The sequence below is a fragment of the Runella defluvii genome (genome assembly GCF_014195535.1).
In the GTDB taxonomy this organism is placed as follows: domain Bacteria; phylum Bacteroidota; class Bacteroidia; order Cytophagales; family Spirosomataceae; genus Runella; species Runella defluvii.
In genome coordinates this window covers 21,159-44,434 of sequence record NZ_JACIBY010000005.1, presented here as the reverse complement: position 1 = coordinate 44,434, position 23,276 = coordinate 21,159, and the positions used below count along the sequence as shown (strand labels likewise).

The 23,276-nt window shown below is 45.4% G+C and carries 24 protein-coding genes and 1 riboswitch; of the genes, 12 read left to right on the top strand and 12 right to left on the bottom strand.

Annotated elements, in window-relative coordinates; translation table 11 throughout:
- The first annotated feature begins 2 nt into the window (after positions 1-2).
- The 6 genes from FHS57_RS12855 (at position 3) to pruA (ending at position 6,852) form a co-directional block, all read left to right on the top strand.
- Positions 3-452 carry a nuclear transport factor 2 family protein gene (locus FHS57_RS12855; RefSeq protein ID WP_183974228.1) on the top strand — a complete coding sequence of 150 codons (450 nt, stop codon included), beginning with the start codon at positions 3-5 and terminating at the stop codon, positions 450-452.
- Positions 453-1,101: 649 nt separating this feature from the next.
- Complete coding sequence (locus FHS57_RS12850) at positions 1,102-1,554, top strand: hypothetical protein (RefSeq protein ID WP_183974226.1); 453 nt, start codon at positions 1,102-1,104, stop codon at positions 1,552-1,554.
- Between the two features lie 127 nt (positions 1,555-1,681).
- Positions 1,682-2,299, top strand: coding sequence for a hypothetical protein (locus FHS57_RS12845; RefSeq protein ID WP_183974224.1), 618 nt, complete (start codon positions 1,682-1,684; stop codon positions 2,297-2,299).
- Positions 2,300-2,337: 38 nt separating this feature from the next.
- On the top strand, positions 2,338-2,898 hold the full coding sequence (locus FHS57_RS12840) for a YceI family protein (protein WP_183974222.1): 561 nt from the start codon (positions 2,338-2,340) through the stop codon (positions 2,896-2,898).
- Between the two features lie 131 nt (positions 2,899-3,029).
- Positions 3,030-5,123 (top strand): prolyl oligopeptidase family serine peptidase, encoded by a 2,094-nt coding sequence (locus FHS57_RS12835; protein ID WP_183974220.1) that lies wholly within the window; start codon positions 3,030-3,032, stop codon positions 5,121-5,123.
- A 97-nt stretch (positions 5,124-5,220) separates the two neighbouring features.
- The gene (pruA, locus tag FHS57_RS12830; RefSeq protein ID WP_183974219.1) at positions 5,221-6,852 is read left to right on the top strand and encodes an L-glutamate gamma-semialdehyde dehydrogenase; all 1,632 of its coding nucleotides are present in this window, start codon (positions 5,221-5,223) and stop codon (positions 6,850-6,852) included.
- 106 nt (positions 6,853-6,958) lie between these two features.
- Here the strand turns inward: pruA and FHS57_RS12825 are convergent, their stop codons facing one another.
- The 5 genes from FHS57_RS12825 to FHS57_RS12805 all read right to left on the bottom strand — a co-directional run bounded on the left by FHS57_RS12825 (position 6,959) and on the right by FHS57_RS12805 (position 12,119).
- Positions 6,959-7,246: a 2TM domain-containing protein gene (locus FHS57_RS12825; RefSeq protein WP_183974218.1), complete on the bottom strand. Its 288-nt coding sequence runs from the start codon at positions 7,244-7,246 to the stop codon at positions 6,959-6,961.
- A gap of 340 nt (positions 7,247-7,586) precedes the next feature.
- On the bottom strand, positions 7,587-7,805 hold the full coding sequence (locus FHS57_RS12820) for a hypothetical protein (protein ID WP_183974217.1): 219 nt from the start codon (positions 7,803-7,805) through the stop codon (positions 7,587-7,589).
- 80 nt (positions 7,806-7,885) lie between these two features.
- Complete coding sequence (locus FHS57_RS12815) at positions 7,886-10,339, bottom strand: TonB-dependent receptor (RefSeq protein ID WP_183974216.1); 2,454 nt, start codon at positions 10,337-10,339, stop codon at positions 7,886-7,888.
- Positions 10,330-10,425: riboswitch (TPP riboswitch) on the bottom strand. It overlaps the preceding gene by 10 nt.
- A gap of 62 nt (positions 10,426-10,487) precedes the next feature.
- The gene (locus FHS57_RS12810) at positions 10,488-11,084 is read right to left on the bottom strand and encodes a phosphatase PAP2 family protein (RefSeq protein WP_183974215.1); all 597 of its coding nucleotides are present in this window, start codon (positions 11,082-11,084) and stop codon (positions 10,488-10,490) included.
- A 165-nt stretch (positions 11,085-11,249) separates the two neighbouring features.
- Complete coding sequence (locus FHS57_RS12805; protein WP_183974214.1) at positions 11,250-12,119, bottom strand: DUF58 domain-containing protein; 870 nt, start codon at positions 12,117-12,119, stop codon at positions 11,250-11,252.
- A 45-nt stretch (positions 12,120-12,164) separates the two neighbouring features.
- On the opposite strand from FHS57_RS12805, the gene FHS57_RS12800 reads away from it, so the two are divergent.
- Entirely contained in the window at positions 12,165-12,524 is a 360-nt protein-coding gene (locus tag FHS57_RS12800; RefSeq protein WP_183974212.1) for a DUF4296 domain-containing protein, read from the top strand.
- A gap of 77 nt (positions 12,525-12,601) precedes the next feature.
- Positions 12,602-13,150 (top strand): hypothetical protein, encoded by a 549-nt coding sequence (locus FHS57_RS12795; protein WP_183974210.1) that lies wholly within the window; start codon positions 12,602-12,604, stop codon positions 13,148-13,150.
- Between the two features lie 17 nt (positions 13,151-13,167).
- Here the strand turns inward: FHS57_RS12795 and FHS57_RS12790 are convergent, their stop codons facing one another.
- Together FHS57_RS12790 and FHS57_RS12785 are read right to left on the bottom strand one after the other, a co-directional pair.
- A complete protein-coding gene (locus FHS57_RS12790; protein ID WP_183974208.1) occupies positions 13,168-13,560 on the bottom strand; it encodes an ExbD/TolR family protein in 393 nt (130 codons plus the stop codon).
- 22 nt (positions 13,561-13,582) lie between these two features.
- Positions 13,583-14,263, bottom strand: coding sequence for a MotA/TolQ/ExbB proton channel family protein (locus FHS57_RS12785; protein WP_122933559.1), 681 nt, complete (start codon positions 14,261-14,263; stop codon positions 13,583-13,585).
- A 211-nt stretch (positions 14,264-14,474) separates the two neighbouring features.
- On the opposite strand from FHS57_RS12785, the gene FHS57_RS12780 reads away from it, so the two are divergent.
- Complete coding sequence (locus FHS57_RS12780; protein WP_183974206.1) at positions 14,475-15,236, top strand: NUDIX hydrolase; 762 nt, start codon at positions 14,475-14,477, stop codon at positions 15,234-15,236.
- A 47-nt stretch (positions 15,237-15,283) separates the two neighbouring features.
- Here FHS57_RS12780 and FHS57_RS12775 read toward each other — a convergent pair whose 3' ends face one another.
- Entirely contained in the window at positions 15,284-15,766 is a 483-nt protein-coding gene (locus tag FHS57_RS12775) for a hypothetical protein (RefSeq protein WP_051398100.1), read from the bottom strand.
- Positions 15,767-15,981: 215 nt separating this feature from the next.
- Between FHS57_RS12775 and ggt the strand changes: the two genes are divergently transcribed.
- Both ggt and FHS57_RS12765 read left to right on the top strand, forming a co-directional pair.
- On the top strand, positions 15,982-17,742 hold the full coding sequence (gene ggt, locus FHS57_RS12770; protein ID WP_183974204.1) for a gamma-glutamyltransferase: 1,761 nt from the start codon (positions 15,982-15,984) through the stop codon (positions 17,740-17,742).
- 64 nt (positions 17,743-17,806) lie between these two features.
- Positions 17,807-18,529 carry an alpha/beta fold hydrolase gene (locus FHS57_RS12765; RefSeq protein WP_183974202.1) on the top strand — a complete coding sequence of 241 codons (723 nt, stop codon included), beginning with the start codon at positions 17,807-17,809 and terminating at the stop codon, positions 18,527-18,529.
- Positions 18,530-18,584: 55 nt separating this feature from the next.
- Here FHS57_RS12765 and FHS57_RS12760 read toward each other — a convergent pair whose 3' ends face one another.
- The 4 genes from FHS57_RS12760 to FHS57_RS12745 are packed head-to-tail and all read right to left on the bottom strand — an operon-like array spanning position 18,585 to position 22,927.
- A complete protein-coding gene (locus tag FHS57_RS12760; protein ID WP_183974200.1) occupies positions 18,585-19,253 on the bottom strand; it encodes a TVP38/TMEM64 family protein in 669 nt (222 codons plus the stop codon).
- A gap of 3 nt (positions 19,254-19,256) precedes the next feature.
- Positions 19,257-20,381, bottom strand: coding sequence for a DNA polymerase III subunit beta (dnaN, locus tag FHS57_RS12755; RefSeq protein ID WP_183974198.1), 1,125 nt, complete (start codon positions 20,379-20,381; stop codon positions 19,257-19,259).
- A 51-nt stretch (positions 20,382-20,432) separates the two neighbouring features.
- Positions 20,433-21,518, bottom strand: coding sequence for a chorismate synthase (aroC, locus tag FHS57_RS12750; protein ID WP_183974196.1), 1,086 nt, complete (start codon positions 21,516-21,518; stop codon positions 20,433-20,435).
- Positions 21,518-22,927 (bottom strand): BatD family protein, encoded by a 1,410-nt coding sequence (locus tag FHS57_RS12745; RefSeq protein WP_183974187.1) that lies wholly within the window; start codon positions 22,925-22,927, stop codon positions 21,518-21,520. Before FHS57_RS12745 ends, aroC begins: the two co-directional genes overlap by 1 nt.
- A 120-nt stretch (positions 22,928-23,047) precedes the next feature.
- Between FHS57_RS12745 and FHS57_RS12740 the strand changes: the two genes are divergently transcribed.
- On the top strand, positions 23,048-23,257 hold the full coding sequence (locus FHS57_RS12740; protein WP_028524930.1) for a hypothetical protein: 210 nt from the start codon (positions 23,048-23,050) through the stop codon (positions 23,255-23,257).
- Positions 23,258-23,276 lie beyond the last annotated feature (19 nt).

Here is a 23,276-nt window from a genome sequence, read left to right as displayed (position 1 = left end):
TTATGAAAACCATCTCTCGTTTTACCCTAATTGCAGCCCTACTGACGCTTTGGGTATGTAAAAGCTACGTGGTTTGGTCGCAAACTTCGACCGAAACTGCCGTTGCTACCATTGAAAAAGATCGTTTTGCTGCGCTGGTAAGCAAAGACTACGCTTATCTCGACAAAGTACTCGCCGAAGATTTATATTATTGTCACTCTAATGGGCTGATTGATACCAAAACGTCGTTTGTACAATCCATCAAAGACGGAAAACTTACCTATCAAGAAATGGTACCTGAAGATTTGAAGGTGCGTGTTTATGGTAAGACGGCTGTTATCACGGGTATGTGTGCGGCAAAAGTGCTGAGCAATGGCCAACAGCTCAACACACGCTTTCGATTTACGGACGTGTATGTAAAAAACAAAGCGGGGTGGCAAATGGTGAGCTGGCAGTCGCTGAGAATACCGTAATTTATTTTTTGAATAGATTACAACCCTAGCGCTGTGGTTTACGTCTTTATTGAAACCCAGGTCAGACGATAGTCAGACCGAAACTGAAAATAAAAAGCGACTACTAGTCGAACCAACGACGTCTGACTACCGTCTGACGTTGCAAATAGGTCAGACGATAGTCAGACCGAAACCGAAAATAAAGAGCGACCAATAGCCGAACCAACGACGTCTGACTACCGTCTGACGTTGTAAATAGGTCAGACGGTAGTCAGACCGAAACCGAAAATGAAGAGCGACCAATAGCCGAACCAATGACGTCTGACTACCGTCTGACGTTGCAAATAGGTCAGACGGTAGTCAGACCGAAACCGAAAATGAAGAGCGACCAATAGCTGAACCAACGACGTCTGACTACCGTCTGACGTTGCAAATAGGTCAGACGATAGTCAGACCGAAACCGAAAATAAAGAGCGACTACTAGTCGAACCAACGACGTCTGACTACCGTCTGACGTTCAAAATAGGCGGTTAAACGTAGCTTTTACCGCAAAAACTTGCAGATTTTTCAAAAAAAACTGATATTCGAGCGCAATATTTAAGCTTTGGCTTAGGTTTTGTATGTATTGAGGTAGAAAGACAATGTTGTTTTAACACATAGCAAAGAAAACATGACACGCATTTGTACATTCGTAGGAGCTGTAGTGGTAGGAATTTTCCTGATGTCGGGGTGTAAACCTGGTGCCAAACCCCTTAGTGAAATCATCGGAAGAGTGTGGAGCGCTCAGACCGTAAAAGAAGGTTCTACGACAGTTTATACCAAAGGAGGAGCTAGTAATGCGAAAGCAGGCTATGTCAACTTCCGCTTGGATTTGAGCAGCCCAACGGCAGCGACTTACAAAGAATTTGACGGAAATACTTTTACAGGTCAGTGGGAAGTACAAGAAAGCGCAGCTGGAAATACCCTGACACTTAAAAGTTTGACACCTCAACCTACAGGGACTTCGGGCACGATTCAGTTTACGATTAATTCTGCTTCTGAAACAGAATTGGTACTTACTCGCACGACTGCCAGCCAAAAAACGGGCGGAACAATCAACAACTACGCCTTGGTATCTCCTTAGGATTTGAAAGAAACATTCGTTAAGCCGCACTGAAAGTGCGGCTTTTTTTGTATTGACGCATCCACAACGCTCTCTTTTACGTAGATGTAGCTACATATATTTTACTACCCTACTTAATTGAAAACTTATGAGAAAAGTGTTACTTCTGGCACTGCTGTGCCTGACAAGCAGCGCCTACGCCCAACTAAGTCTGACCGACACGCTGTTGGTGGACATCAAAGACAGCTTACAATCTCCCGTTCTACTTCCGCAAAAAATGATTTTCACCCAAAAAATGCTTTGGGGACATCATGGTTTGATGCGCCACTGGATGCCGCTCAACCGCCAAAATCGCCAGCAAGAATTTAAAATCCGACGGACTATGTTTAATATCCACCAAGCGGCGGGTTTACTGACCTTTGCGGGGATGGTGGCACAAGGAGTGGTAGGAGGAAAAATGTACAAAAACTACAGTGACGACCTCCGCGCTACCCACCGCGCCCTTGCCAAAGGCGTGAATATTGGTTATACTCTCACGGCAACGATGGCGCTTACTGCTCCTTCGGCTATCGTCCATCGAAAAGGGTTTAGTAGCGCCAAAGTGCATCGAATGTTGGCCATGGTGCATTTATTGGGCATGATAGGTACCAACGTTCTAGGCCACCAAATTTCCAAAAATCCTGAGCTAAAACCCTATCACCGCGCGGTGGCCTACACTACCGTGGGAGCTTTCACAGCCAGTATTCTGGTTTTTCAGTTCCGCTGATTGGTTTTATTGTATCTCTCCTAACCATGTAAATTAGTATGAAAAAGATCATATTTTATGCCTTGGCAGCTATGGCCGTGCTGTCGGGTTTTGCCTTTGGGCCTAAAACACTCAAACGTAAATTATTCAGTAATAAAGCTAGCTCATGGATTAGCTACGAAGGGAAACATCCATTACACTCGTGGAAGGCTGTATGCCGCGAAGTGGACTGCGTGGTGACGTACGACGAAGACGAGGCGAAACTCGAAACGGTCGCCATTAGTGCCAAAGTAATGGCGTTCGACAGTCGAAATACCAACCGCGACTCGCACGCCTTGGAAGCGCTGGAAGCACTGACGTACCCTAAAATCAATTTTACCAGCGCCCAGCTCTCGCGAAATGAATCGAATTTAATCATCAATGGAAGTCTCAACTTTCATGGCGTGACCAAACCGATGAGCATCACGACAAAAACCTACACTGAAGGAAATACGATTCGGGTAGAGGGAGCTTTTCCCGTAAAGCTATCGGAGTTTAAGGTTGAGCGGCCGTCGTTGCTCTTTGTAAAGGTTGAGGACGAAATCACCATTCATTTTTCGTTTACTTTTCGGACGCAGTAGCGGATAAATTGAAATAAAAAGTTGTCAAAGCAAGATTTTTTGATGTCGTCTGCTAACAAGCGGGCGACATTTTCTATTTTTGTTCGACACTTTCGTTTCGTCAACACTAATTAAAAACCTAACAGTCACCCATGTCCAAATCCTTTCTAGTCTTGGCGTTATTGTCCGCCACAGCTTCTGCTCAAATGATATACCCAACCACCCGCAAAGTAGATCACGTGGATGAATACCACGGAACTAAAGTAGCCGACGCCTACCGCTGGCTCGAAGACGACCGCTCGGCCGAAACAGGCGCGTGGGTCAAAGCCCAAAACGAGGTGACGTTTGCGTATTTGAATAAAATTCCGTTCAAAGGGAAGATATTCAGTGATTTAGAAAAAGCCTATAATTACCCTAAGTATTCGGCTCCCCGCAAAAAAGGCGAGTATTTTTATTTCTACAAAAACGACGGTTTGCAAAATCAGTCGGTGTTGTATCGCCAAAAAGGGCTTAATGGAACGCCTGAATTGGTCATGGATCCCAACAAGCTTTCAGCCGATGGTACGACGCGCTTGACGGTTTTTAATTTATCCAAAAATGGAAATTATGCCGTTTGTGGCTTCTCAAAAGGAGGCTCAGATTGGCAAGAATACCAAATCATGGACATGAAAACCCTCCAAATGCTTTCTGATAAGATTGAATGGGTAAAAGTATCGGGGGCTTCTTGGCAGGGCGATGGCTTCTACTACAGCCGTTATCCCAAACCTGAAGGAAGCGCTTTGGCGGCCAAAAATGAAAACCACCAAGTGTTTTACCACAAAGTAGGAACCGCACAAGCTGCCGATGAATTGGTGTATGAAGACAAAGTAAATTTACAGCGTTTTCATGGGGTGTATGTGAGTGAAGATGAGCAATTTGCCTTCTTAAATCTCTCAGACCGTGGAAAAGGAAAAGACGGAAATGCGTTGTTTTATCGTGCCAAAGGCCAAAAGGAATTTACGCCGATTGTAAGCGAAATTACCAATTTTAGTTACAGCGTGGTTGACAACGTAGCGGGCGGATTTTTGATTAATACCAACGAAAATGCACCCAACGAAAAAGTAATGCTTTACGAAACCGCCACCAAAAAGTGGAAACCGTTTTTGCCCGAAAAACCTGAACCATTGACGGGTGTTGGTACGGCAGGTGGTAAGTTGTTTGCATTGTATTCAAAAGATGTCACAACGCGGGTATATGTCTATAACATGAAAGGCCAATTGGAAAACGAAGTTCCGTTGCCAGGCTTAGGTTCGGCAGGTGGTTTTGGGGGTGAAAACGACGACAAGTTTGTGTTTTATACCTACACTTCGTTTAATTATCCTCCTACGATTTTCCGCTACGACATTGCCACCAAGAAAAGCACGGTATTCCGCGAGCCTGAGGTAAGTTTCAAACCTACTGACTACGAAACCAAACAAGTATTTTATACCAGCAAAGACGGTACTAAAGTGCCGATGTTTATCACCTACAAGAAAGGGTTAAAATTGGATGGTACTAATCCTACGGTTTTGTACGGTTACGGTGGCTTTAACATTAGCTTGACGCCCTCATTTAGTCCAACGCGAATGCCGTTTTTGGACCAAGGCGGGGTGTATGCTCAAGCCAACTTACGCGGAGGAAGCGAGTACGGTGAAGAGTGGCACAAGCAAGGAATGAAACTCAAAAAGCAAAACGTATTCGATGATTTCATCGCGGCGGCTGAGTTTCTTATCAAAGAAAAATATACTTCTTCGGCGCGTTTGGCGCTTCAAGGGGGCTCCAATGGGGGCTTGCTGGTAGGAGCTGTGATTAACCAACGTCCAGACTTGTGCAAAGTGGCGTTTCCTGCGGTGGGAGTAATGGACATGCTCCGTTTCCATAAGTTTACCATTGGTTGGAACTGGATTGCCGATTATGGCAGCAGCGACAATGCCGAAGAATTCAAAGCGTTGTATGCGTATTCACCTTTGCACAACATCAAAACAGGAGTGAATTATCCTGCCACGCTCGTAACTACTGCCGACCACGACGACCGAGTAGTACCCGCTCACTCGTTTAAGTACGCCGCCGAATTGCAAGAAAAAGCGGGAAAAAGCAGCACCAATCCGTTATTGATTCGGGTGGATGTGAACAGCGGCCACGGGGCAAGTAACACCAAAAAAGCGCTTGAAACTACTGCCGATACGTACGCGTTTATGTTCCAAAACATGGGACTTACGTGGAAGTAAATGTAGTTGATAGTCCATGGTCGATGGTTAATAGGGTAGGGAAATTATTAACTATTGACCATGGACTTTTATAAAAAACTTCAAACCAAATAGAATCATGGCTACTGGATTTTTTAATGTACCAGCCCCCAAAAACGAACCTATAAAGTCGTATGCGCCCAATTCGTCTGAAAAAGCAGCCTTAAAAGCTGCTTTGGCAGATGCACGGAGCAAGCAAATTGATATTCCGATGTACATTGGAAGTGAGGAAATTATGACGGATGAAAAATACGCCGTAACTCCCCCTCACGACCACCAGCACGTTTTAGGGTATTATTCGTTGGGTGATGCGTCGCACGTGCAAAAGGCGATTGAGGCTGCTTTGGGTGCGCGCGAAAAATGGGCCAACTTGAGCTGGGAACACCGTGCTAGTATTTTCTTAAAAGCGGCAGATTTGTTGGCAGGCCCTTACCGCGCGGAAATCAACGCGGCAACCATGCTTGGACAATCAAAAAATGCGTACCAAGCCGAGATTGATTCGGCCTGCGAAATGATTGATTTTCTTCGCTTTAACGTTTATTACGCTTCTCAAATTTATAAAGAACAACCACAGTCGTCGGATGGCATCTGGAATCGCCTAGAACACCGTCCACTCGAAGGCTTTGTGTTTGCGTTGACTCCGTTCAACTTTACGGCGATTGCTGGAAACTTACCTACGTCGGCCGCATTGATGGGCAACGTGTGCGTGTGGAAACCCGCCTTGACGCAAGTATATGCGGCCAATGTTTTGATGAAAGTATTCAAAGAAGCAGGTATCCCCGACGGGGTCATCAACCTCATTTACGTGGATGGCCCCGTGGTGGGCGATGTGATTTTTAGTCACCCCGATTTTGCAGGAATCCACTTTACGGGAAGTACAAAAGTGTTTCAGCACATTTGGAAAACCATTGGCGATAACCTCCCGCGTTACAAATCGTTTCCAAGAATTGTGGGCGAAACGGGAGGAAAAGACTTTGTGGTAGCCCATTCGTCGGCTGATGCCAAGGCGGTGGCAGTAGGATTGGTGCGTGGAGCGTTTGAGTACCAAGGCCAAAAATGTTCGGCTGCGTCGCGGGCGTATTTGCCTTCAAATCTGTGGGAAAGCATCAAAAACTACATGGTGGAAGACCTTGCCACGATAAAAATGGGCGGAACCGAAGATTTCTCCAATTTTGTGAATGCCGTAATTGACGAAAAATCGTTTGATAAAATTGCCACTTACATCGCCAACGCTAAAAACGACCCTCGGGTGACGGTCATTGCGGGCGGCAATTGTGATAAATCGAAGGGGTATTTTGTTGAACCCACGGTACTTCTAACCACTGACCCGAACTACACGACCATGTGCGAAGAAATCTTTGGCCCCGTGTTGACCATTTATGTCTATGAGCCAGAGAAATTTGAAGAGACATTGGCATTGGTAGATGCCACATCGCCGTACGCGTTGACGGGTTCTATTTTTGCCCAAGACCGCTACGCGATTGAGTTAGCCAGCAAGAAATTGGTAAATGCTGCGGGTAATTTTTACATCAACGATAAGCCAACGGGCGCCGTGGTAGGACAGCAGCCGTTTGGTGGAGCGAGAGCGTCAGGCACCAACGACAAAGCAGGTTCTATCCTCAACTTGTTGCGTTGGGTATCGCCTCGTACGATTAAAGAAACCTTTGTGTCGCCTATCGACTACCGCTATCCTTTCTTAGGAGAAGCTTAAAAATAAGTGGTCGGGGTTGCTAAATATGTGCCTGTGGTTGCTCACAACCCCAGGCTTCGTGGGTCGGGTTGTGAGCAACCCGCCCACACTACCCGACCCACGTTAGTTAGTCCATTTTCTTCTCTTTAAGCAGTTTCTCGTACTCCCGCTCAGTCGCTTTTCTGGCGTCGAATGAAAAGTAGGCAACGATGCCGTGAACGGCTAAGCCCAATCCCCACGATAGCCATAGCTCTATAGGAAGCTTACCGTCAGAAAATAAACAAAGAGCTGAAATAAACGTATTTACAATAAGGTAAACAAACGCGTGCGTCTGGAAACCTACCCGACGGCGAGCAGCTTTCATCAAAAATTCATCGTAGTTGTTTTGATTGGCGGAAGTCATGTTAGTGTTCATGGTTGTAAGGATGTTTATAGTTTAGATGATTAACGAGTTTGTGTTTTCTGGCTGTTTTGATGATTCAAAGGTACAGCACCAGAAAGAACTCTCTAGTCCTTTCCCGATGAAGCGTAGGTTTGGGCAGATGGAGTTTTTTGTTGAATGGATGAAGGGATATTACCAAAAAAGCCTCAAGACTTGGTCCTGAGGCTTTTTTGTAATAGAGTGGTTTTTCAGATTAAGGAACGTCATTCAATAACCTAACTAACTCAACATCTGAAATATCTGACTGTTCTGATTTGTCATAAATTGCGTTTTGCTTCTCGCTCAAAGTTTTTGATCGTTTCTACCTGATAGCTCATAGCTCTTGCAGAAATTGACGAGCTGGACGGCTTTTCGTTTCCCCTTTCTCCACGCTTCGTACTTCCTTAATACCCTCGCGAATGTTTTCTAGTACCTGCTCGTCGCTATCCTCATCGGGGTGAACTTCTTTCATTTTTACAAAGGGTAGATTCTGAAGAAGTTCTTTGAAAAACTTCAATTTTTTATCTTCTATTTCAATAAGGAGAGTTGCCATGTCAGTTTTTTTAGTAAATGTACTAAAAAAATCCCCCTTTCGTCAATCTCAAATTTTCGAAAAGAGGATAAAAATCATTCCTAAAACTTCAACCCTAAACTCACTAAGAAGTTGCGTCCAGCTAGTGGATAGTAGAAGTTCTCAGTGGTAGTTTGACCGCCATAGACGTAGCTATAGGTGTAGCCGTTTGATTCGTACAATTCATTTAAAACGTTGTTGGCCAACGCACTTATCGTGATTTCGTTGAGCCATTTAGGCTTGATGCGATATACCAAACGCAAATCGTTGGTGAAATACGCATCTAATCGACGAGTTTCGTTAGAGGTGTTATCGAGGTATTGCTTGCCTACGTATTTGCTCAACAAAGCCAATTCAAAATTTTTAGCAGGTGTAAAGACCAACTGACTTCCTACCACGACGTTGGGTGAAAAAGCGATGGTTGAGTTGCCATGATTCGTTACTTGGTAGCCGCCATTTTCGTCGTCGTAGTTGATGACGTATTCGGTGAAATTCTTGATTTTGTTGCGGCTAAATGTCGCGTTTAGGTTCCATTTCCATTGCTTGTGAAGTTGAGCACCTGCTTCAAGTTCAATCCCAGCGCGGTAACTTTCGGGAACGTTGATTTTGATGGGATTACCCACGTCGTTCAATTGTCCCGAAACCACCAATTGGTTTTTATAATTCATGTAGTACCCGCCAATCGAAGCCGCTACCCGACCTTTCTGAAAACGATAGCCTAATTCCAAATCTTGCAACGTCTCAGGTTTGGGTTGGATTTGTTGCGTTGATTCCGTAAAGTCATCGCGGTTGGGTTCGCGGTGGGCAATGCTAAACGAAGCAAAAGCCGTGCTGCTTTCCGATATTTGGTATGTCAGGCCCGCTTTGGGGTTGAAGAAGTTGTAATTAACGTCGTGATTTTGCTGACGACGTTGGTTATCATCTCCTTTTACAAAGTAACCAATCGTGCGTAGTTGGGCATCGCCAAATACGTTGAGTTTGTCGGTAAGTTGGTAATATACTTTTCCGTACAAGTTAAAGTCCGTTTTTAGCCCAACGTTCTCATAGTAACGCTGACGAATGGCGCTGGTACTGGCGTAGCGTGCCCAAATAACCTCCCCAAAGTGGTTGCCGTCGTATTGGTTCCAGCCTCCACCGATGTTGGCGGTAAGCTTTTTGAAACTGTTGTAATCCAATGAAAAGGTTGTTCCGTAAAATGAGTTGTCCAACCAACGACGACGCACCAAATCGCTCCGACTAATGGTTTGACTTCCTACCACAACGTTGGGTAATTTATAGTTGCTCAGTTTATCGTTGTCACGGAATTGCTCATAAAAACCGCGTCCTTTCACCATAAAACCATTGAGGTTAAAAGTCCAGTTTTTAGAAAGCGTATGCGACGAAATCAACTGATAATGATCTTGTTGGTAGTTGTCCACTTGGTTGTCGTAGAGGTACAAATTGTAGGTGCGGCTGTTGGAATTGAGCAAATTTTGGGCGTCGCGGTCGTTAAGGCCGTTGCGGTCGATGTAGGCCAAAATCCCTTCACGGTCGCCTTTAAGGCGGGCTTCTGGTGTTCCTTCCCACGCTTGGTAGGTGATTTCGCGTCCTGAAAAAACATTGAGACGGACAGAACTCTTTTTACCAAAATAAGCCCCCGACAAGTAAAACGATTTCAAGTCGGATTTGGCGCGGTCGATAAAGCCATCGGAGGTGATTTTCGACAAACGAGCATCTATCGTAAAATGGTTGTTGATAAGACCCGTTCCTGCCAATACGGTGTGCTTGAAGGTGTTAAACGAACCCGCCGAGTTGTTGATTTCGGCGTAGGCTTCTTTTCTAAATTCGTTGGTATTGACGTTGACGGTGGCCCCAAAAGCGGCAGCCCCGTTGGTGGATGTCCCCACACCGCGCTGGATTTGTACGCTACTTACCGACGAGCCAAAGTCGGGCATGTTGACCCAAAATGTCCCTTGACTTTCGGCATCATTGTACGGAATTCCGTTGATAGTCACGTTGATACGCGTTGCATCCGTTCCTCTGATGCGCATTCCTGTGTAGCCAACTCCCGCACCTGCGTCGGAAGTAGTGACAAGCGACGGCGTGAAGTTGAGCAAAATAGGCAGGTCTTGCCCGAGATTCTGTTTGCTGAGTTCAAGTTTGCCAACATTTGTAAAAGCCACTGCCGATTTCGCGTTGGCACGAGTCGCACTGATGACGACTTCGTCTGCGTTGAAAGTGCTACGTTGCAGTTTAATCACTTTGTCAACGTCCTGAACTTTAATAAAATTAGCTTCATAGCCAACGTACGAAACCTCCAATAAATCAGTGTCTTTAGGTAAATCTTTGAGAGAGAACTCGCCTTTTTCGTTTGTTACCGTTCCCCTAAAACTTCCTGCCCGAACCGTAGCTCCTGGCAAAGGTTTTCCGTCTTCCGCGTCAACGATTTTGCCCGAAACGCTAAGTTGGGCGAGTGCAGGCACGCAAAGCAACACTCCCGTTGCTAGGGCCAAAAACCAAGATGTAAATTTTCGCATTGTAACTTCCCTCCGCTGGCATTACCCAGATCAGGTTTTAGGGTATGATCTCAGCCCGTCATTTTGGGGCACCCCTTTTTGAGATATGCTTTTGCGCAAAAGCAACGCAAAGGTAAGCGCATAACTTAGAAAAATGCAAATCTGAACGTTATTTTGCTTTCCGACGTAGCCATTTTTGTTGGATTTTGTACATCAACCACGCACTTGCAGCTCCTGTGACCGCTCCTGCCAAAACATCACTGGGGTAGTGAAGTCCCAATCTCATGCGTGAATACCCCACGGCACTGGCCCAAGCGTAGGCAGGAACCGCTACGTACCATTTTGGGTAATGTAAAGTCAGGGTAGTAGCGGCGTTGAAGGCCGTTGTAGCGTGCCCCGAGGGGAACGAATAGTTGAGGTCTTCTTCTGGAATGCGCGCGGTAAATCGTTGGGGTTCAGCAACGAATGGTCGTTCTCGCAATACAATTCGTTTGGTAATTTGGGTAATGGAACTGGCCACGACAAAACTCCCCAATGCGTGCCAGCCGTGTTGTTGTAAGGTTTTGTTTTTGGTGGCAAAACCAGAGGCTAAATAAACCACAGGAAGGCCGAGCCCGATGGGCGTAGTGGTAGAAGAAATGAATTTCTCAAACCGAACGTCGGCAGGCTGTGGTGAACCATATACTTGTTCCAAAAGGCGAGAATCAAGCGTCTGGGCGTGGAGCTGGGAGGCAATTAGCCAACAAAATAAAAAGAGCTTTTTCAACTAATGTGGTATTTAGGAGAGACTTTCCAAGTTTATTTTCGGAAACTTGGAAAGTCTCGTTTGACGATAAATGATAGACTTTCCAAGTTTAAATTAGCGTTGTCGTCTTTTCGGTAACTTGGAAAGTCCCGTTTGGCGATGAATGATAGACTTTCCAAGTTTAAATTAGCGTTGTCGTCGGACTTTAAAGAGCTTTACCAGCGGCCCAACGTAGTCCGCCTTGGAATCGATACCGACGTAATTGATGTCGTTTTGCCGAGAAAATTGTTCCATTTTTTGCCCCAATTGTGAAAACTCGTGGCGTATCCGTTTCCGAAACCAAGGCGAAGAGGTGTTCACCCACGTAGTTTTATTAGTTTCAGGGTCACGCATCGGGATGATACCCAAAGGGGGCAAATTAGTTTCGCGTTGGTCGCGCAGGTGAATCATCACCAAATCGTGTTTACGAGCAAGGGCACGCAAGCTGTGTTCGTAGTTGGTGTCAATAAAGTCAGAAATGAAAATGACAACACTTCGGCGTTTCAGTACGTTAAGTGTAAATAAAATGCCGTCGGCAAGATTGGTTTTGGTCGATTGGGGCTTCAGTTTGTAAAGTTCCGTAATGAACTGATAACCGTGTTTCATGCCGTTGGAGGGGCGAATGTATTTTTCTTTTTGGTCAGAAAAACACAACAATCCCACGTGGCTAGCCTCCTGAATCGCCGATAACGCCAACACCCCGCAAATCTCTTTGGCCGTATTGAGTTTTGACTGGGTGGCGTCGCCTACTTGCTGTGAGCCACTGACATCGAGCAGGAAAAACACGGTTTGTTCTTTTTCCTCGCGGAAGATTTTTACAAACGTCCCGTGGCCTTTGGCCGACACGTTCCAGTCAATCGTCCGAACGTCGTCGCCGTATTGGTATTCGCGAAGGTCGGTAAATTCCAGACCAGACCCCTTAAAAACCGAACGGAAACTGCCTCGCATGTCGGCATTGACCGCTTTGCGAATCCGAATTTCGTACTGGCGAATCTTCGTTATAAATTGCTCAATCATTCGTAATTTTGTCGCTGTAACTGTTCAAAAATACAAAAATCGGCCATGATACCTCGCCTTTTATTTTCTTTTTTGCTGCTTGGAGCTTTGCTTTCTGGGTGCAAAGACGAACCTCAAGTTCCCGAAGGGACGCTTTCGGAAGAGAAAATGTCACAAATCTTGACCGATATTCACTTGTTAGAAGCAAGAATTGGGCGACTCAACATGCCTTCGCTCGATTCCTCTACGGTGATTACGGAGTATTTGAAAGGCAAAATTTTTAAGAAATACGGGACAGATTCCGTGGCGTACAACCGCAGTTATAAATTCTATTCTACCAATCCAGCCTTTATGGAGCGTATCTACGGCGAGATTGTGAAGGAGTTAGAGAAACGACAGAAAAAGAAAAATTACAAAGGAATATAACTTCAGAAGTGAACTTCCCGAAAGTTTCAGACTTTCGGGAAGTTCACATTCTATAAACAGTTAAAGAGAGTTAGCAGATGGCGCTGGAAGACGAATTGAAGAGGGCTATTGTAGCCATGCCCCAAAAAGAAAAAGACAAACTCTTGTTGCGCTTAGTGGCAAAAGACGATATGCTGGTCAAACGGTTGGAGTTTGAATTGATAGAACAAGGAGATACCGTTCAGGAGCGCCGCGACGATATCAAACGACGGATTCTGAAAGTAGCCAAAATGACCCACGATAGCCCAGGTTGGATGATGATGGACATGCGGACTTTTAGCGGGGACATAAGCCAGCATATTAAGATTACGAAAGATAAATACGGCGAAATTGAACTGACGATTTATTTGTTGCTCACGTTCTTTGAGTATCAGTCCGAGATGTTACGCGTTCATAACAGTAAAAGCGATTCGTGTGCGGAGTACATTGCGAAGAAGGCCGACGGTTTGATGAAGAAACTGGCTAAATTTGACACGGATTATTACGTGGACTTTGAACGAGATGTGCAGCAGCTACTCGATTATATACACAGCCACTGCCCCAGAAGCTACGCGCGAACGCTAGATATCCCGAAGCAGTGGCCGTAAAGTTTTAAATCTGGTACTTATTTTTTGACCGCCATCACCATTTTGATGTCGAGTTTGGCACCGATGGCCAACACATCTACCAGGTCTTGCACCGAAACCGTTTGATCCACTTGTAGAATGACCGTTTTATCTTCTACACCGTTAAAAATAGCGGCGAGTTGGGTCTCTAGTTGGTCTTTGGCTACGGGGTTGCGGTCGATAAAATAGTTCTTTTCAGAATCGACCGCCACGGTGGTTTGTTTTTTCTGCATTTGTTGGGCCGCCGACGCCTTGGGCAACATGAGCTTAATGACGTTGGGGTTGACCATGGTCGAAATAATGAGGAAGAACAACATCAAGAAAAACATGATGTCGTTCAAAGAATGGGTAAATACCTCGGGGGCAAATTTACTTTTACGGCGTATTTTCATGATAGCAATGCGTTTGACAAAATTAGCGAGTGATTGGCTTTTGCAACACATCCAAGAAATCAAACGCGCCTGATTGCAATTTAAGCGCAATGCGGTCGATTTTCATGTTCAACAAGTGATAGCCCATGTAGGCAATCAAACCCACAATCAAACCTGCTCCCGACGTTACCATTTTTTCGTACATACCGCTTGCTACGGTGCTGATATTGAAGTCGTTTGATTGAGAAATGCTGTAGAAAATATTGATGATACCCGAAATCGTTCCGACGAACCCTAACATGGGTGCAATACCTGCCACAACCCCCAAATAAGAAAGGTTGCCTTCAAGGCGAGACAACTCGATTTGGCTGGCGTTTTCGATGGTGCTTTCGATGTCTTTGATCGAATAACCGATGCGGCCAATGGCTCTTTCAAAAATACGACCTGCTGCCGAACGTTGATTACGACAAAGCGATTCGGCCGATTTGATGTTTCCCTGTTGAATAAAATCCTTTAAATTATCAATAAAGCTTTCGTCGAGTTTGCCGTTGGCGTTGATGGCGAGCCAGCGTTCAATGATCAAAAACAACGTCAGGAAAAACATGATGAGGAGGGGAATCATTACCCAACCACCTTTCATTACTAAATCAAATAGAGAAATTCCTTGTGCGGAGGCTGCGGTAGCTACGGAGTCAACGGCGGTTTGCGCTTGAAGTAGGATCATTACTGTTGGTTTTTTGCTGTGTCAAAAACGGAATGGAATAGGAGAATATTGTTTAGTGGCATCAAATATACGAATTTCTAGCAGATGTGGCTTTTCCTGTACCGAAAGCCAATAAATAGCAGCCGTTAGGCGCAGTGATTGCTATGAAAAATACGGTATTTTTAAATTCATTGTAGCTTTTTAGGTCATCAACCTATTTGTACTCAGTTCCATGCTCGATTCGTTCCCCGCTCGTTCTGCCTCTTCGGCTATTGCACAATTCCGCGATGCCTCTGCTAGTCCTCATTACCACCAAGGGGAGGTTGGTTTACTCAATTCGGTCGATTGCGTCATTTTTGGATTTTACGGCACTGAGCTGCACGTGCTGTTGCACCGCTTTTTGTACGATCCATTCAAGGGCTATTGGGCGTTATTGGGCGGGTTTGTGCATCCTGAAGAAAACATTGATGACGCCGCGCGCAATACCGTAGAGCGTCTCACGGGGCTTGATAATGTCTATATGGAGCAGGTATATACCTTTGGAGCGGTGTATCGCGTGCCTACCGAGCGCGTAATAACGACCTGCTACTATGCCCTCATCGAAGTAGAACCAACCTTGCCCAAGTTGTCGCACGAGTATGGCGCTACTTGGCATCCTATTTCCCAAATACCGCAGCTTGACTTGGTCTATGACCACCTCCAGATGTTTCAAAAAGCCCTCGAACAGCTCCGCCGCAAGGTGCGTTACCAGCCAATTGGGTTTGAGCTTTTGCCTGATAAATTTACCATGCTTGAGCTGCGAAATCTCTACGAGTCGATTTTGGGACGGCCGTTAGATAAACGAAATTTTAGCAAAAAGATTCTGAACATGAACCTGTTACAGAAATTAAAAGAGAAGCAGAAAGGGACGTCGCGGAGAGGAGCGTATTATTTTCGTTTTGATGAAAAGCGTTATCAAGAATTAGCCGCTAAAGGTTTTTTATTTGAGATTTAGCCGCTAATTCTATCTAACACATTATGCTTGCAGCTGGCGGTTTATTTTTAGCAAAACAGTTGGCCCCAGTTGTCTTGAATGTCGTTGGCTTTGTCAAACGAGGCAACCCATTGAATAAAAAGCAATCGAAAATCTTCGATGGCTTCGCGTAATACTTCAAGGTAATGTACTTCCTTGAAATCCATCATTTCAAGGCCATAGGTGTGAGCTTCTAAGCTCCGTGCGTGAATTTTAACAAGAACAGCATTTTCCATTCGTAGGCTGTACAAATCAGCCCCTTCCGCTGCGGCAATTTTTGCGCGAATCAAGGCGGCATCCTGAAAAATGGTTTCGCGGTAGTGATCCATGAAACAGCCGTCGTCTTCAATAAGAGACATAAGCGAATCTACAATTTTGTAGATTTCACGGGCTTGTTTCATAATGGGAAGGCTTTCTACACGGCTTCTTTCTTGTTCATAGTTGTGTTTGGCTTCCTCAGGGTCGAAGTTCTCTTCAAAACTGAAGTTTTCATCATCGTTAAAATTAGACATGCTTATGTTGTGGAGTAGGGTTATTAGCTTGCAATTTGTAAAACTTTTCGTTTGGAAGCAAAATTCATGTAGATTAAGACAGATTAAAATTATGGTCAGAAGGGTGAGTTTGCTGAAAGCATTGAGAGGGTATTTTTACGGAACGGGAAAGCCTACTATCAGTAATAAAATACTTTTTGTAACTTGAAACCCGAAATATTCACCTTAGCACTTCTATGAACAAACTTTCCTATTTTTTGGTAGCAGCTACCTTCGTTAGCTCACTTTCTTTGGCACAAGATGTGAAAGAAAGTAAAGGGTTTTACCAGTTCCTGACCGAAGACCCAACTCAAAAGCCTTTTTATTCTGACCGCCAAGGAGTTATCGCCTCCAATGGCATGGTGGCATCCGCGCATCCAGAAGCTTCTAGGGTAGGGGTTGAAATTTTAAAAATGGGTGGCAATGCCGCCGACGCCGCTGTTGCGGTTCAGTTTGCCTTGGCAGTGGTGCATCCTGCGGCTGGAAACATCGGCGGTGGGGGCTTTTTTGTGTATCGCACCAAAAAAGGCAAAAATTATACCCTTGATTTTCGGGAAAAAGCCCCGCTCAAAGGCCATAAAGACATGTACCTCGATGCCGACGGGAATGTGATCCAAGGACTAAGCTTGTCGGGACACTTGGCAAGTGGTGTACCTGGGTCGGTGGACGGAATGGTGGAAGTCCACAAAAAGTTTGGGAAACTTGCGTGGGCTACGTTGCTCCAACCTGCCATTGATTTGGCCGAAAAGGGAGTTGTACTGACCTTAAAAGAGGCTACGGGACTTAACCGAATTAAAAATGACCTTAAAAAACTAAATACTGATACGACGTATTTTCGCCGACCTGATGGAAAAGATTGGGTAGAAGGAGATTTGTTGGTTCAAAAAGACCTTGGACAAACCCTGCGCCGTATTCAACAAAAAGGCCGTGCAGGATTTTACGAAGGTGAAACGGCGGCTTTGTTAGTGGCCGAAATGGAACGGGGCAAAGGCATTATTTCGGCCGAAGACCTTCTTCAATACCATGCCACTTGGCGTGAACCTTTAGTGGGGAACTTTAAAGATTATAAGTTGATTACGATGCCGCCCGTATCGAGTGGGGGAGTGGCGTTGTTGCAATTGATGAAGTTTGTTCAGCCATATCCACTCAAGCGTTGGGGCTGGCATTCCGATTCTACGATTCAGGTAATGATTGAAGCCGAACGTCGCGTGTATGCCGACCGAGCCAAGTTTTTGGGAGACCCTGATTTTGTAAAGGTGCCTATCAAAGAATTGACATCAGACGAATATTTAAAAAATCGCTGGAAGGATTTTACGTTTAATAAAGCCACCAACAGCAAAGAAATTGACGGGGGGCTTATTCCTGGGTACGAAAGCTTAGAAACAACGCACTTTTCGATTGTGGACAAGGAAGGGAATGCGGTATCCATCACGACAACCCTCAATGGAGGCTATGGAAGTCGGGTTATTGTAAAAGGCGGTGGCTTTTTGATGAACAACGAAATGGATGACTTTAGCATCAAACCTGGCGTTCCAAATATGTTTGGCCTGATTGGCAACGAAGCCAATGCCATTGCGCCCAGCAAACGAATGCTTTCATCAATGACGCCGACGATTTTGGAGAAAAATAAAAAACTGTACATGGTGGTAGGAACTCCAGGTGGCTCAACGATTATCACGTCGGTGTTTCAAACGATTTTGAATGTCATTGAACACGGTATGACCATGCAGCAGGCCGTCAATGCCTACAAGTTTCACCACCAATGGCTGCCCGACAAAACGACGTTTGAAAATGGCGCGTTTACGGAGTCGGTCATAAAACGTTTGCAGGAAAAAGGGTATATTCTTGAAATGCAACGAAATACCATTGGCCGAATGGATTGCATTTTAATCCGTCCCGACGGGACATTGGAAGGTGGTTCTGACCCGCGTGGCGATGATACAAGCATCGGATACTAATCATTCTAAACCTTACAGGTTTCCAAAACCTGTAAGGTTTGTCCACGGACATGGCCCCAAAGTTATGTTCGCCTTCCACGGCATTGGCCAAGACCACCGTTGTTTTCTTCCCTTGGTCGAAGTCTTAAAAGAACAATATACCTTTTACCTTTTTGACCTACCTTTTCATGGTCAAAGCCCCGCCCTGACGGATGAAAAACTGTCGATGGAGGCGTGGAAAGCGTACATCGACGAAGTATTGTCGGAGCAAGGTATTGAGCGATTTTCGGTGATGGGTTTTAGTATGGGTGGAAAGTTTGCCTTAGCGACGCTTCAGCTGTTGGCTCCTCAGATAGAATCGTGTTGGTTATTGGCCCCCGACGGCATCACCGAAAGCCCGTGGTACCGTTTGGCAACGCGCTTTTGGGTGACAAAAAAGCTGTTCTCTTTTTTTGTTCATAACCTCTCTTCCTTCAAAACCTTGGCAGATGTCTTGATAAAAGTGGGTTTAGTGAACAAAAGTGCCGTCAAATTTGCTGAATCTACACTCGCAACTCCCGCCCAACGTGAGCGAGTCTATCGTTCGTGGATTGGTTTCAGTACGATTCGCCCCGATTGTGCGCTGATTGCGGAATTGGCAAAAAAGTATGACGTAGATGTACGGATTTTCTTGGGAAAGTACGATGCTCTTTTGCCACAAAAATACATTTTACCCCTCACCAAACGCCTCCCTTCTATCCCTGTGGTGGTATTATCCACAGGCCATCATCGACTTGTGGATAAAGTAGCGGAATGGTGGAAAAGTTAGCCATTCCAAGTTTTCAAAACTTGGAACGTCTTTTTATGGCGGAAAAATCAATCCTCTATTTCTCCTTAGGAGCAACCACTCGAAGCAATCCAACGACGGAAAGAATGACCAAGCCAATGATGATAACTCTACTTTCAAGTCCTTGGTTGGGGTTTTGAAGGAGTTGTTTGATTTGTTGGGCTTCCATCCCGACCCACACCGCAAGCGCCGTGCGGGGAATCATGCCTAAAAACCCTCCCCAAATGATGTTCCGAAAGCGTAGTCCCATCAACGCAAACATGAGATTGGTAAGGGCAAAAGGCAAGACAGGCGAAAGTTTGGTGAAAAATACAAAGCGAATTTCATCCCCGTGGATGCGTTGGAGAAAACGCGCTACTTTGGGAAACTGCGACAAATAACGCAACAAACTATCGCGGTTGAGGCGCTGCACGAAGGCGTACACCAACGCGATAGCGGCGAGGTTTAGCAAGATCAATGGTAACAACGCAATCCAACCTAGAAAATACCCAAAGACAAAGGCCAAAAGGGTAGGAGGTATGAGAGCCAAGGCACAAGCCAACGCGCATATCAACGACGCAATGAACCACTCGGTCGCGCTAAAACTCCGAATGTAACCCTCGTTCTGAACGAGCCACCAACCTACCGCCGAACTGGTAATAAAAGGCAGTACGGTCAAAAAAAATGCCGAGAGACTCGGCATTAGTAATTCTTTTGATGATTTCATCCCTTATGCGTAGGTATTGAGCATCACTGGCATCACGAGCATCAAAATCTCTTCGTCGTCTTCTTTTTCGAGCGGAACAACGATACCTGCGCGGTTGGGCGCCGACAACTCAAACGACAAGGAGTTTGAGTTAACGTTGTTGAGCATCTCAATCAAAAACTTCGCGTTGAATCCAATTTCCATTTCGTCGCCATTGTACTCACAAAGCAAACGCTCGTTGGCTTCGTTTGAGTAATCCAAGTCTTCGGCCGAAATGACCAATTCATTCGGAGGGGTCAATTTAAGACGGATTTGGTGCGTCGTGCGGTTTGAATAAATCGAAATACGACGGAGTGAGTTTAAGATTTCACCGCGACTGATGGTCAGTACGTTCGGGTTATTGGTTGGGATGGCGTTTTCGTAATCAGGGAAACGCTCGTCAATCAACCGACAAATCATTTTGATATTGGCAAAGCTAAAAAACGCGTTCGATTGGCTAAACTCTGCTTTGACAGGAACGTTGTCAGGCAACGATGATTTGAGCAAGTTGAGTGCTTTGCGCGGAATAATCATGGTTGTATCCACGGCCGATTTAACATCAAAGCGGCGGTAGCGAATCAAACGGTGGCCGTCGGTTGCTACAAACGTTGCGTGGTTGGCGCCTAGTTGCAAAAATACCCCCGTCATCGCAGGACGAAGTTCGTCGGTGCTAGTAGCGAAAATGGTATTTACAATGGCACTCATGAGGGAGGTAGAAGACAGCTCTACCGAAAAGGCGCGGTTGACCGATGGAATCTTAGGGAAATCAATCGGATTTTCGCCCGAGAGTTTATAGCGGCCGTTTTCAGACACGATTTCAATTCCAAACGTATCACTATCTACTTTGATGGAAATGGGCTGTTCTGGAAGACCACGTAAAGTATCTAAAAGTAATTTAGCAGGTATGGCAATCGCTCCTTTGTCCGATGACTCTACTTGGATTTCGGTAATCATTACGGTCTGTAAATCAGAGGCCGTAACGGTAAGCGAACCACCGTCGAGTTGGAATAAAAAATTCTCAAGAATCGGTACGATAGGGTTGGTTGAAACGACGCCGTTGATTGCGGCAAGTTGCTTTAGCAATACGGACGACGATACGGTAAATTTCATAGCAAAATGTACGTTTAATAAACAACAAATTTACGATAAAGTAGCATACTATCAAAAATTATGCCTAACGCTTTTATCGCGTAGATAAAAGTCAACTAGCACCAGCGCGGCCATGGCTTCGACAATCGGTACGGCCCGTGGCAGCACGCATGGGTCGTGGCGGCCTTTACCCTGAACCGTAATAGATTCACCGTTTTGATCCACACTTTCTTGGTCTTGCATAATGGTCGCGACGGGTTTAAAAGCCACGCGGAAGAAAATGTCTTCGCCGTTGGAAATTCCCCCTTGAATTCCTCCCGAATGATTGGTACGGGTACGAACGCGACCCGTTTCGTCGGTATAAAAAGCATCGTTGTGGGCCGAGCCTTGCAGTTCTACGCCAGCAAAACCGCTGCCGTATTCAAAGCCTTTAACGGCGTTGATGCTCAACATCGCCTTGCCCAATTCCGCATGAAGTTTGTCAAAAACGGGTTCTCCCCAACCTACGGGTGCGCCTGCGACGACACAACTGACCACACCGCCAATCGAATCTCCTTGTTTGCGAATGTCGTCGATGTAATCAAACATCGTTTGCGCCATTTCGGGGTCGGGGCAGCGCACGGCGTTGGTATCGGTAAGCGACAAGTCGAGTTCGTGGTATTCTTTGTCGAGTTTGAGTTTTCCTACTTGCGATACGTACGCTTGTACATCCACGCCGAGGTCTTTCAGGACCAATTTGGCCAGCGCACCTGCGGCTACGCGGGCGGCTGTTTCGCGGGCCGAACTGCGCCCTCCACCGCGATAATCGCGAACGCCGTATTTGGTTTGGTAGGTAAAGTCAGCGTGAGAAGGACGAAACTGCTGGGAAATGTGCGAGTAATCCTTGCTACGTTGGTCTTCGTTCCAAATCATCATGGCAATCGGCGTGCCTGTTGTTTTGTCTTCAAAAACGCCCGACAATACCTGCACGGTATCGGCTTCGCGGCGCTGGGTAGTGATGCGCGACTGGCCTGGTTTGCGGCGGTCGAGTTCTTGCTGGATAAAAGCCAAGTCGAAAGGAACACCCGCTGGGCAGCCTTCAACAACTACGCCGATGGCGGCGCCGTGTGATTCGCCAAAAGTGGCTATTTTGAAAAGTTTTCCGTAGGTACTACTCATTATTTCCGAAAGATAAGAAACATACTTATTAACATAAGGACGACCAAAACGTTGGCCACATTGCGAATGATTTTTTGGTAGTCAAACACAAACTTGGTGGTGTCCCAGTGTTCAATTCCGTTATAAATCGACTCCACCGTTTCCCCCGCTAGTTGGGTATTTTGAATGTTTTTTCCCGTAATGACCAGCTTTAAGGTCGAGTGCAACGTGTCGTATTTCTGCTTTTGAGGATTAAAAAATACCCAAAAAATGTTGTTGCTCAGGTCAAAAGATCCGTTTTGTTTGGGGATGATTTGGTAACGAAATGTTTTTTCGCCCGCAATTTGCCCCTTTTTTCGCAAAATATTATCCTCTACATCGGGCGGATAAACATCAAACAGGGCTTTGTTGGTAAACGTAGGCTCTTGAATCGACTTAATATTGCCGTCGCCAATGATTTTAAAATCATAACGGTAGCTTTTGCCCGTTTCTAGTTGAGTCGTGCTAATTTTTTCTTCAAGCCGAAAATTTCCTACCAATACCTGATTGCGAAGCGGGTGAGTAGGCAGGGTTTGGACTTGGATTGACACGGGCCGAGACGAGAAACTCAGAAAGGAAGGCGTTTTTCCTTCCGACGGATTTTTGGCCATTACGCGCATTGTCAGCGTCACGGCTGGAATCCGAATGGCTTGATTATTAAGGGGGAAAAATGACGCTTGGTAAATGCGGTATTCGGTAAAAGCTTTGCCGCCAATCAGAATTGGAATGGCGGGAATCTCTTGGATGCCAAAATTTTCTTCCCAACAGTTGGTAGGTTTGAGGGCTTTAAGAATTTTTTCGAGTTGTTTTTCTACCTCAAAAAAATCCATTTCAGTAGCATTACTTTCCGAAACAAGCAGCGAAAGCCGTAGGTTGAACCCTTCTTCGACATATACTTTGCGTTTATCTACCCGTACCGACAAGAACGCGCCCGTAGTCGCTTCTTGGGCCAATTCGGAATCTATGGCCTCCGTTTCGTCAGCCGATTCTTCCGAATTGGCGGTTTTTCCTACTACCACCGACGTTCCTTCCGAACGTAATACCTGTTTATTCACCAAAATTTCGAGCGGCCCCGTGAAGAATGTTCCCGTTTTGATGGGGTAGTAGTTTTGGGAAATGGTATAGGTGACAACGGTTTTTCCTCCAACTTTGCTTGTGAAGCTCGACCGCGAACTTTCTCGCTTTTGAAAGTTTTTGATGTTATCAGGAAACGAAATAAGCGGGATTGGGTCAATATCTGTGATTTTTACTGAGATGACAAAAGGTTCGTTAATACCTATCTCAGTCCCGCTAAATTCAACGGAAAAGGGGTTTTCGTCATTTTGCGCCCACGATGAAGATATAGTGCAAAAAAAAATTAAAAAAAGTATATATAAATTCCCCTGTTTCATCGTTATCTTTAATGCAAAATTAACACACTGGGCGTATAAAACCCCTAACCTTTGACGTTAATTTTGTGAAAGTACTTATTCCATCATTCTCTTAGCGTTCGTTAAAATCCTGTTATGATTATGGCAACTATGTTAGAGTTCATCAAAACCGTGCTTGTGAAAGTGAGTTTTGACAAGAAACTGTTTGAAAAAGAGTTACGTAAGGCATTAAAGGTGCTTTTGCCGGAAGATGTTAAGCAATTACGTGCTTGGTGCTATGAACGTTTTAGTGACAAGTACACCTTCATCCTTAACCAGTATTTTAGGAGGCGACGTTTGTCGCTTAACTAGCAAAAGAGCCGCTCTCGAT

What these genes read in the sequence shown, in the direction of transcription:
- FHS57_RS12795 (WP_183974210.1), top strand. Translation starts at nt 12,602, where the DNA reads ATGGCGCTGGAAGACGAATTGAAGAGGGCTATTGTAGCCATGCCCCAA.
- pruA (WP_183974219.1), top strand. Translation starts at nt 5,221, where the DNA reads ATGGCTACTGGATTTTTTAATGTACCAGCCCCCAAAAACGAACCTATA.
- FHS57_RS12790 (WP_183974208.1), bottom strand. Translation starts at nt 13,560, where the DNA reads ATGAAAATACGCCGTAAAAGTAAATTTGCCCCCGAGGTATTTACCCAT.
- ggt (WP_183974204.1), top strand. Translation starts at nt 15,982, where the DNA reads ATGAACAAACTTTCCTATTTTTTGGTAGCAGCTACCTTCGTTAGCTCA.
- FHS57_RS12765 (WP_183974202.1), top strand. Translation starts at nt 17,807, where the DNA reads ATGTTCGCCTTCCACGGCATTGGCCAAGACCACCGTTGTTTTCTTCCC.
- FHS57_RS12845 (WP_183974224.1), top strand. Translation starts at nt 1,682, where the DNA reads ATGAGAAAAGTGTTACTTCTGGCACTGCTGTGCCTGACAAGCAGCGCC.
- FHS57_RS12785 (WP_122933559.1), bottom strand. Translation starts at nt 14,263, where the DNA reads ATGATCCTACTTCAAGCGCAAACCGCCGTTGACTCCGTAGCTACCGCA.
- FHS57_RS12800 (WP_183974212.1), top strand. Translation starts at nt 12,165, where the DNA reads ATGATACCTCGCCTTTTATTTTCTTTTTTGCTGCTTGGAGCTTTGCTT.
- FHS57_RS12745 (WP_183974187.1), bottom strand. Translation starts at nt 22,927, where the DNA reads ATGAAACAGGGGAATTTATATATACTTTTTTTAATTTTTTTTTGCACT.
- aroC (WP_183974196.1), bottom strand. Translation starts at nt 21,518, where the DNA reads ATGAGTAGTACCTACGGAAAACTTTTCAAAATAGCCACTTTTGGCGAA.
- FHS57_RS12850 (WP_183974226.1), top strand. Translation starts at nt 1,102, where the DNA reads ATGACACGCATTTGTACATTCGTAGGAGCTGTAGTGGTAGGAATTTTC.
- FHS57_RS12855 (WP_183974228.1), top strand. Translation starts at nt 3, where the DNA reads ATGAAAACCATCTCTCGTTTTACCCTAATTGCAGCCCTACTGACGCTT.
- FHS57_RS12820 (WP_183974217.1), bottom strand. Translation starts at nt 7,805, where the DNA reads ATGGCAACTCTCCTTATTGAAATAGAAGATAAAAAATTGAAGTTTTTC.
- FHS57_RS12780 (WP_183974206.1), top strand. Translation starts at nt 14,475, where the DNA reads ATGCTCGATTCGTTCCCCGCTCGTTCTGCCTCTTCGGCTATTGCACAA.
- FHS57_RS12835 (WP_183974220.1), top strand. Translation starts at nt 3,030, where the DNA reads ATGTCCAAATCCTTTCTAGTCTTGGCGTTATTGTCCGCCACAGCTTCT.
- FHS57_RS12740 (WP_028524930.1), top strand. Translation starts at nt 23,048, where the DNA reads ATGGCAACTATGTTAGAGTTCATCAAAACCGTGCTTGTGAAAGTGAGT.
- FHS57_RS12815 (WP_183974216.1), bottom strand. Translation starts at nt 10,339, where the DNA reads ATGCGAAAATTTACATCTTGGTTTTTGGCCCTAGCAACGGGAGTGTTG.
- FHS57_RS12805 (WP_183974214.1), bottom strand. Translation starts at nt 12,119, where the DNA reads ATGATTGAGCAATTTATAACGAAGATTCGCCAGTACGAAATTCGGATT.
- FHS57_RS12825 (WP_183974218.1), bottom strand. Translation starts at nt 7,246, where the DNA reads ATGAACACTAACATGACTTCCGCCAATCAAAACAACTACGATGAATTT.
- FHS57_RS12760 (WP_183974200.1), bottom strand. Translation starts at nt 19,253, where the DNA reads ATGAAATCATCAAAAGAATTACTAATGCCGAGTCTCTCGGCATTTTTT.
- FHS57_RS12775 (WP_051398100.1), bottom strand. Translation starts at nt 15,766, where the DNA reads ATGTCTAATTTTAACGATGATGAAAACTTCAGTTTTGAAGAGAACTTC.
- dnaN (WP_183974198.1), bottom strand. Translation starts at nt 20,381, where the DNA reads ATGAAATTTACCGTATCGTCGTCCGTATTGCTAAAGCAACTTGCCGCA.
- FHS57_RS12840 (WP_183974222.1), top strand. Translation starts at nt 2,338, where the DNA reads ATGAAAAAGATCATATTTTATGCCTTGGCAGCTATGGCCGTGCTGTCG.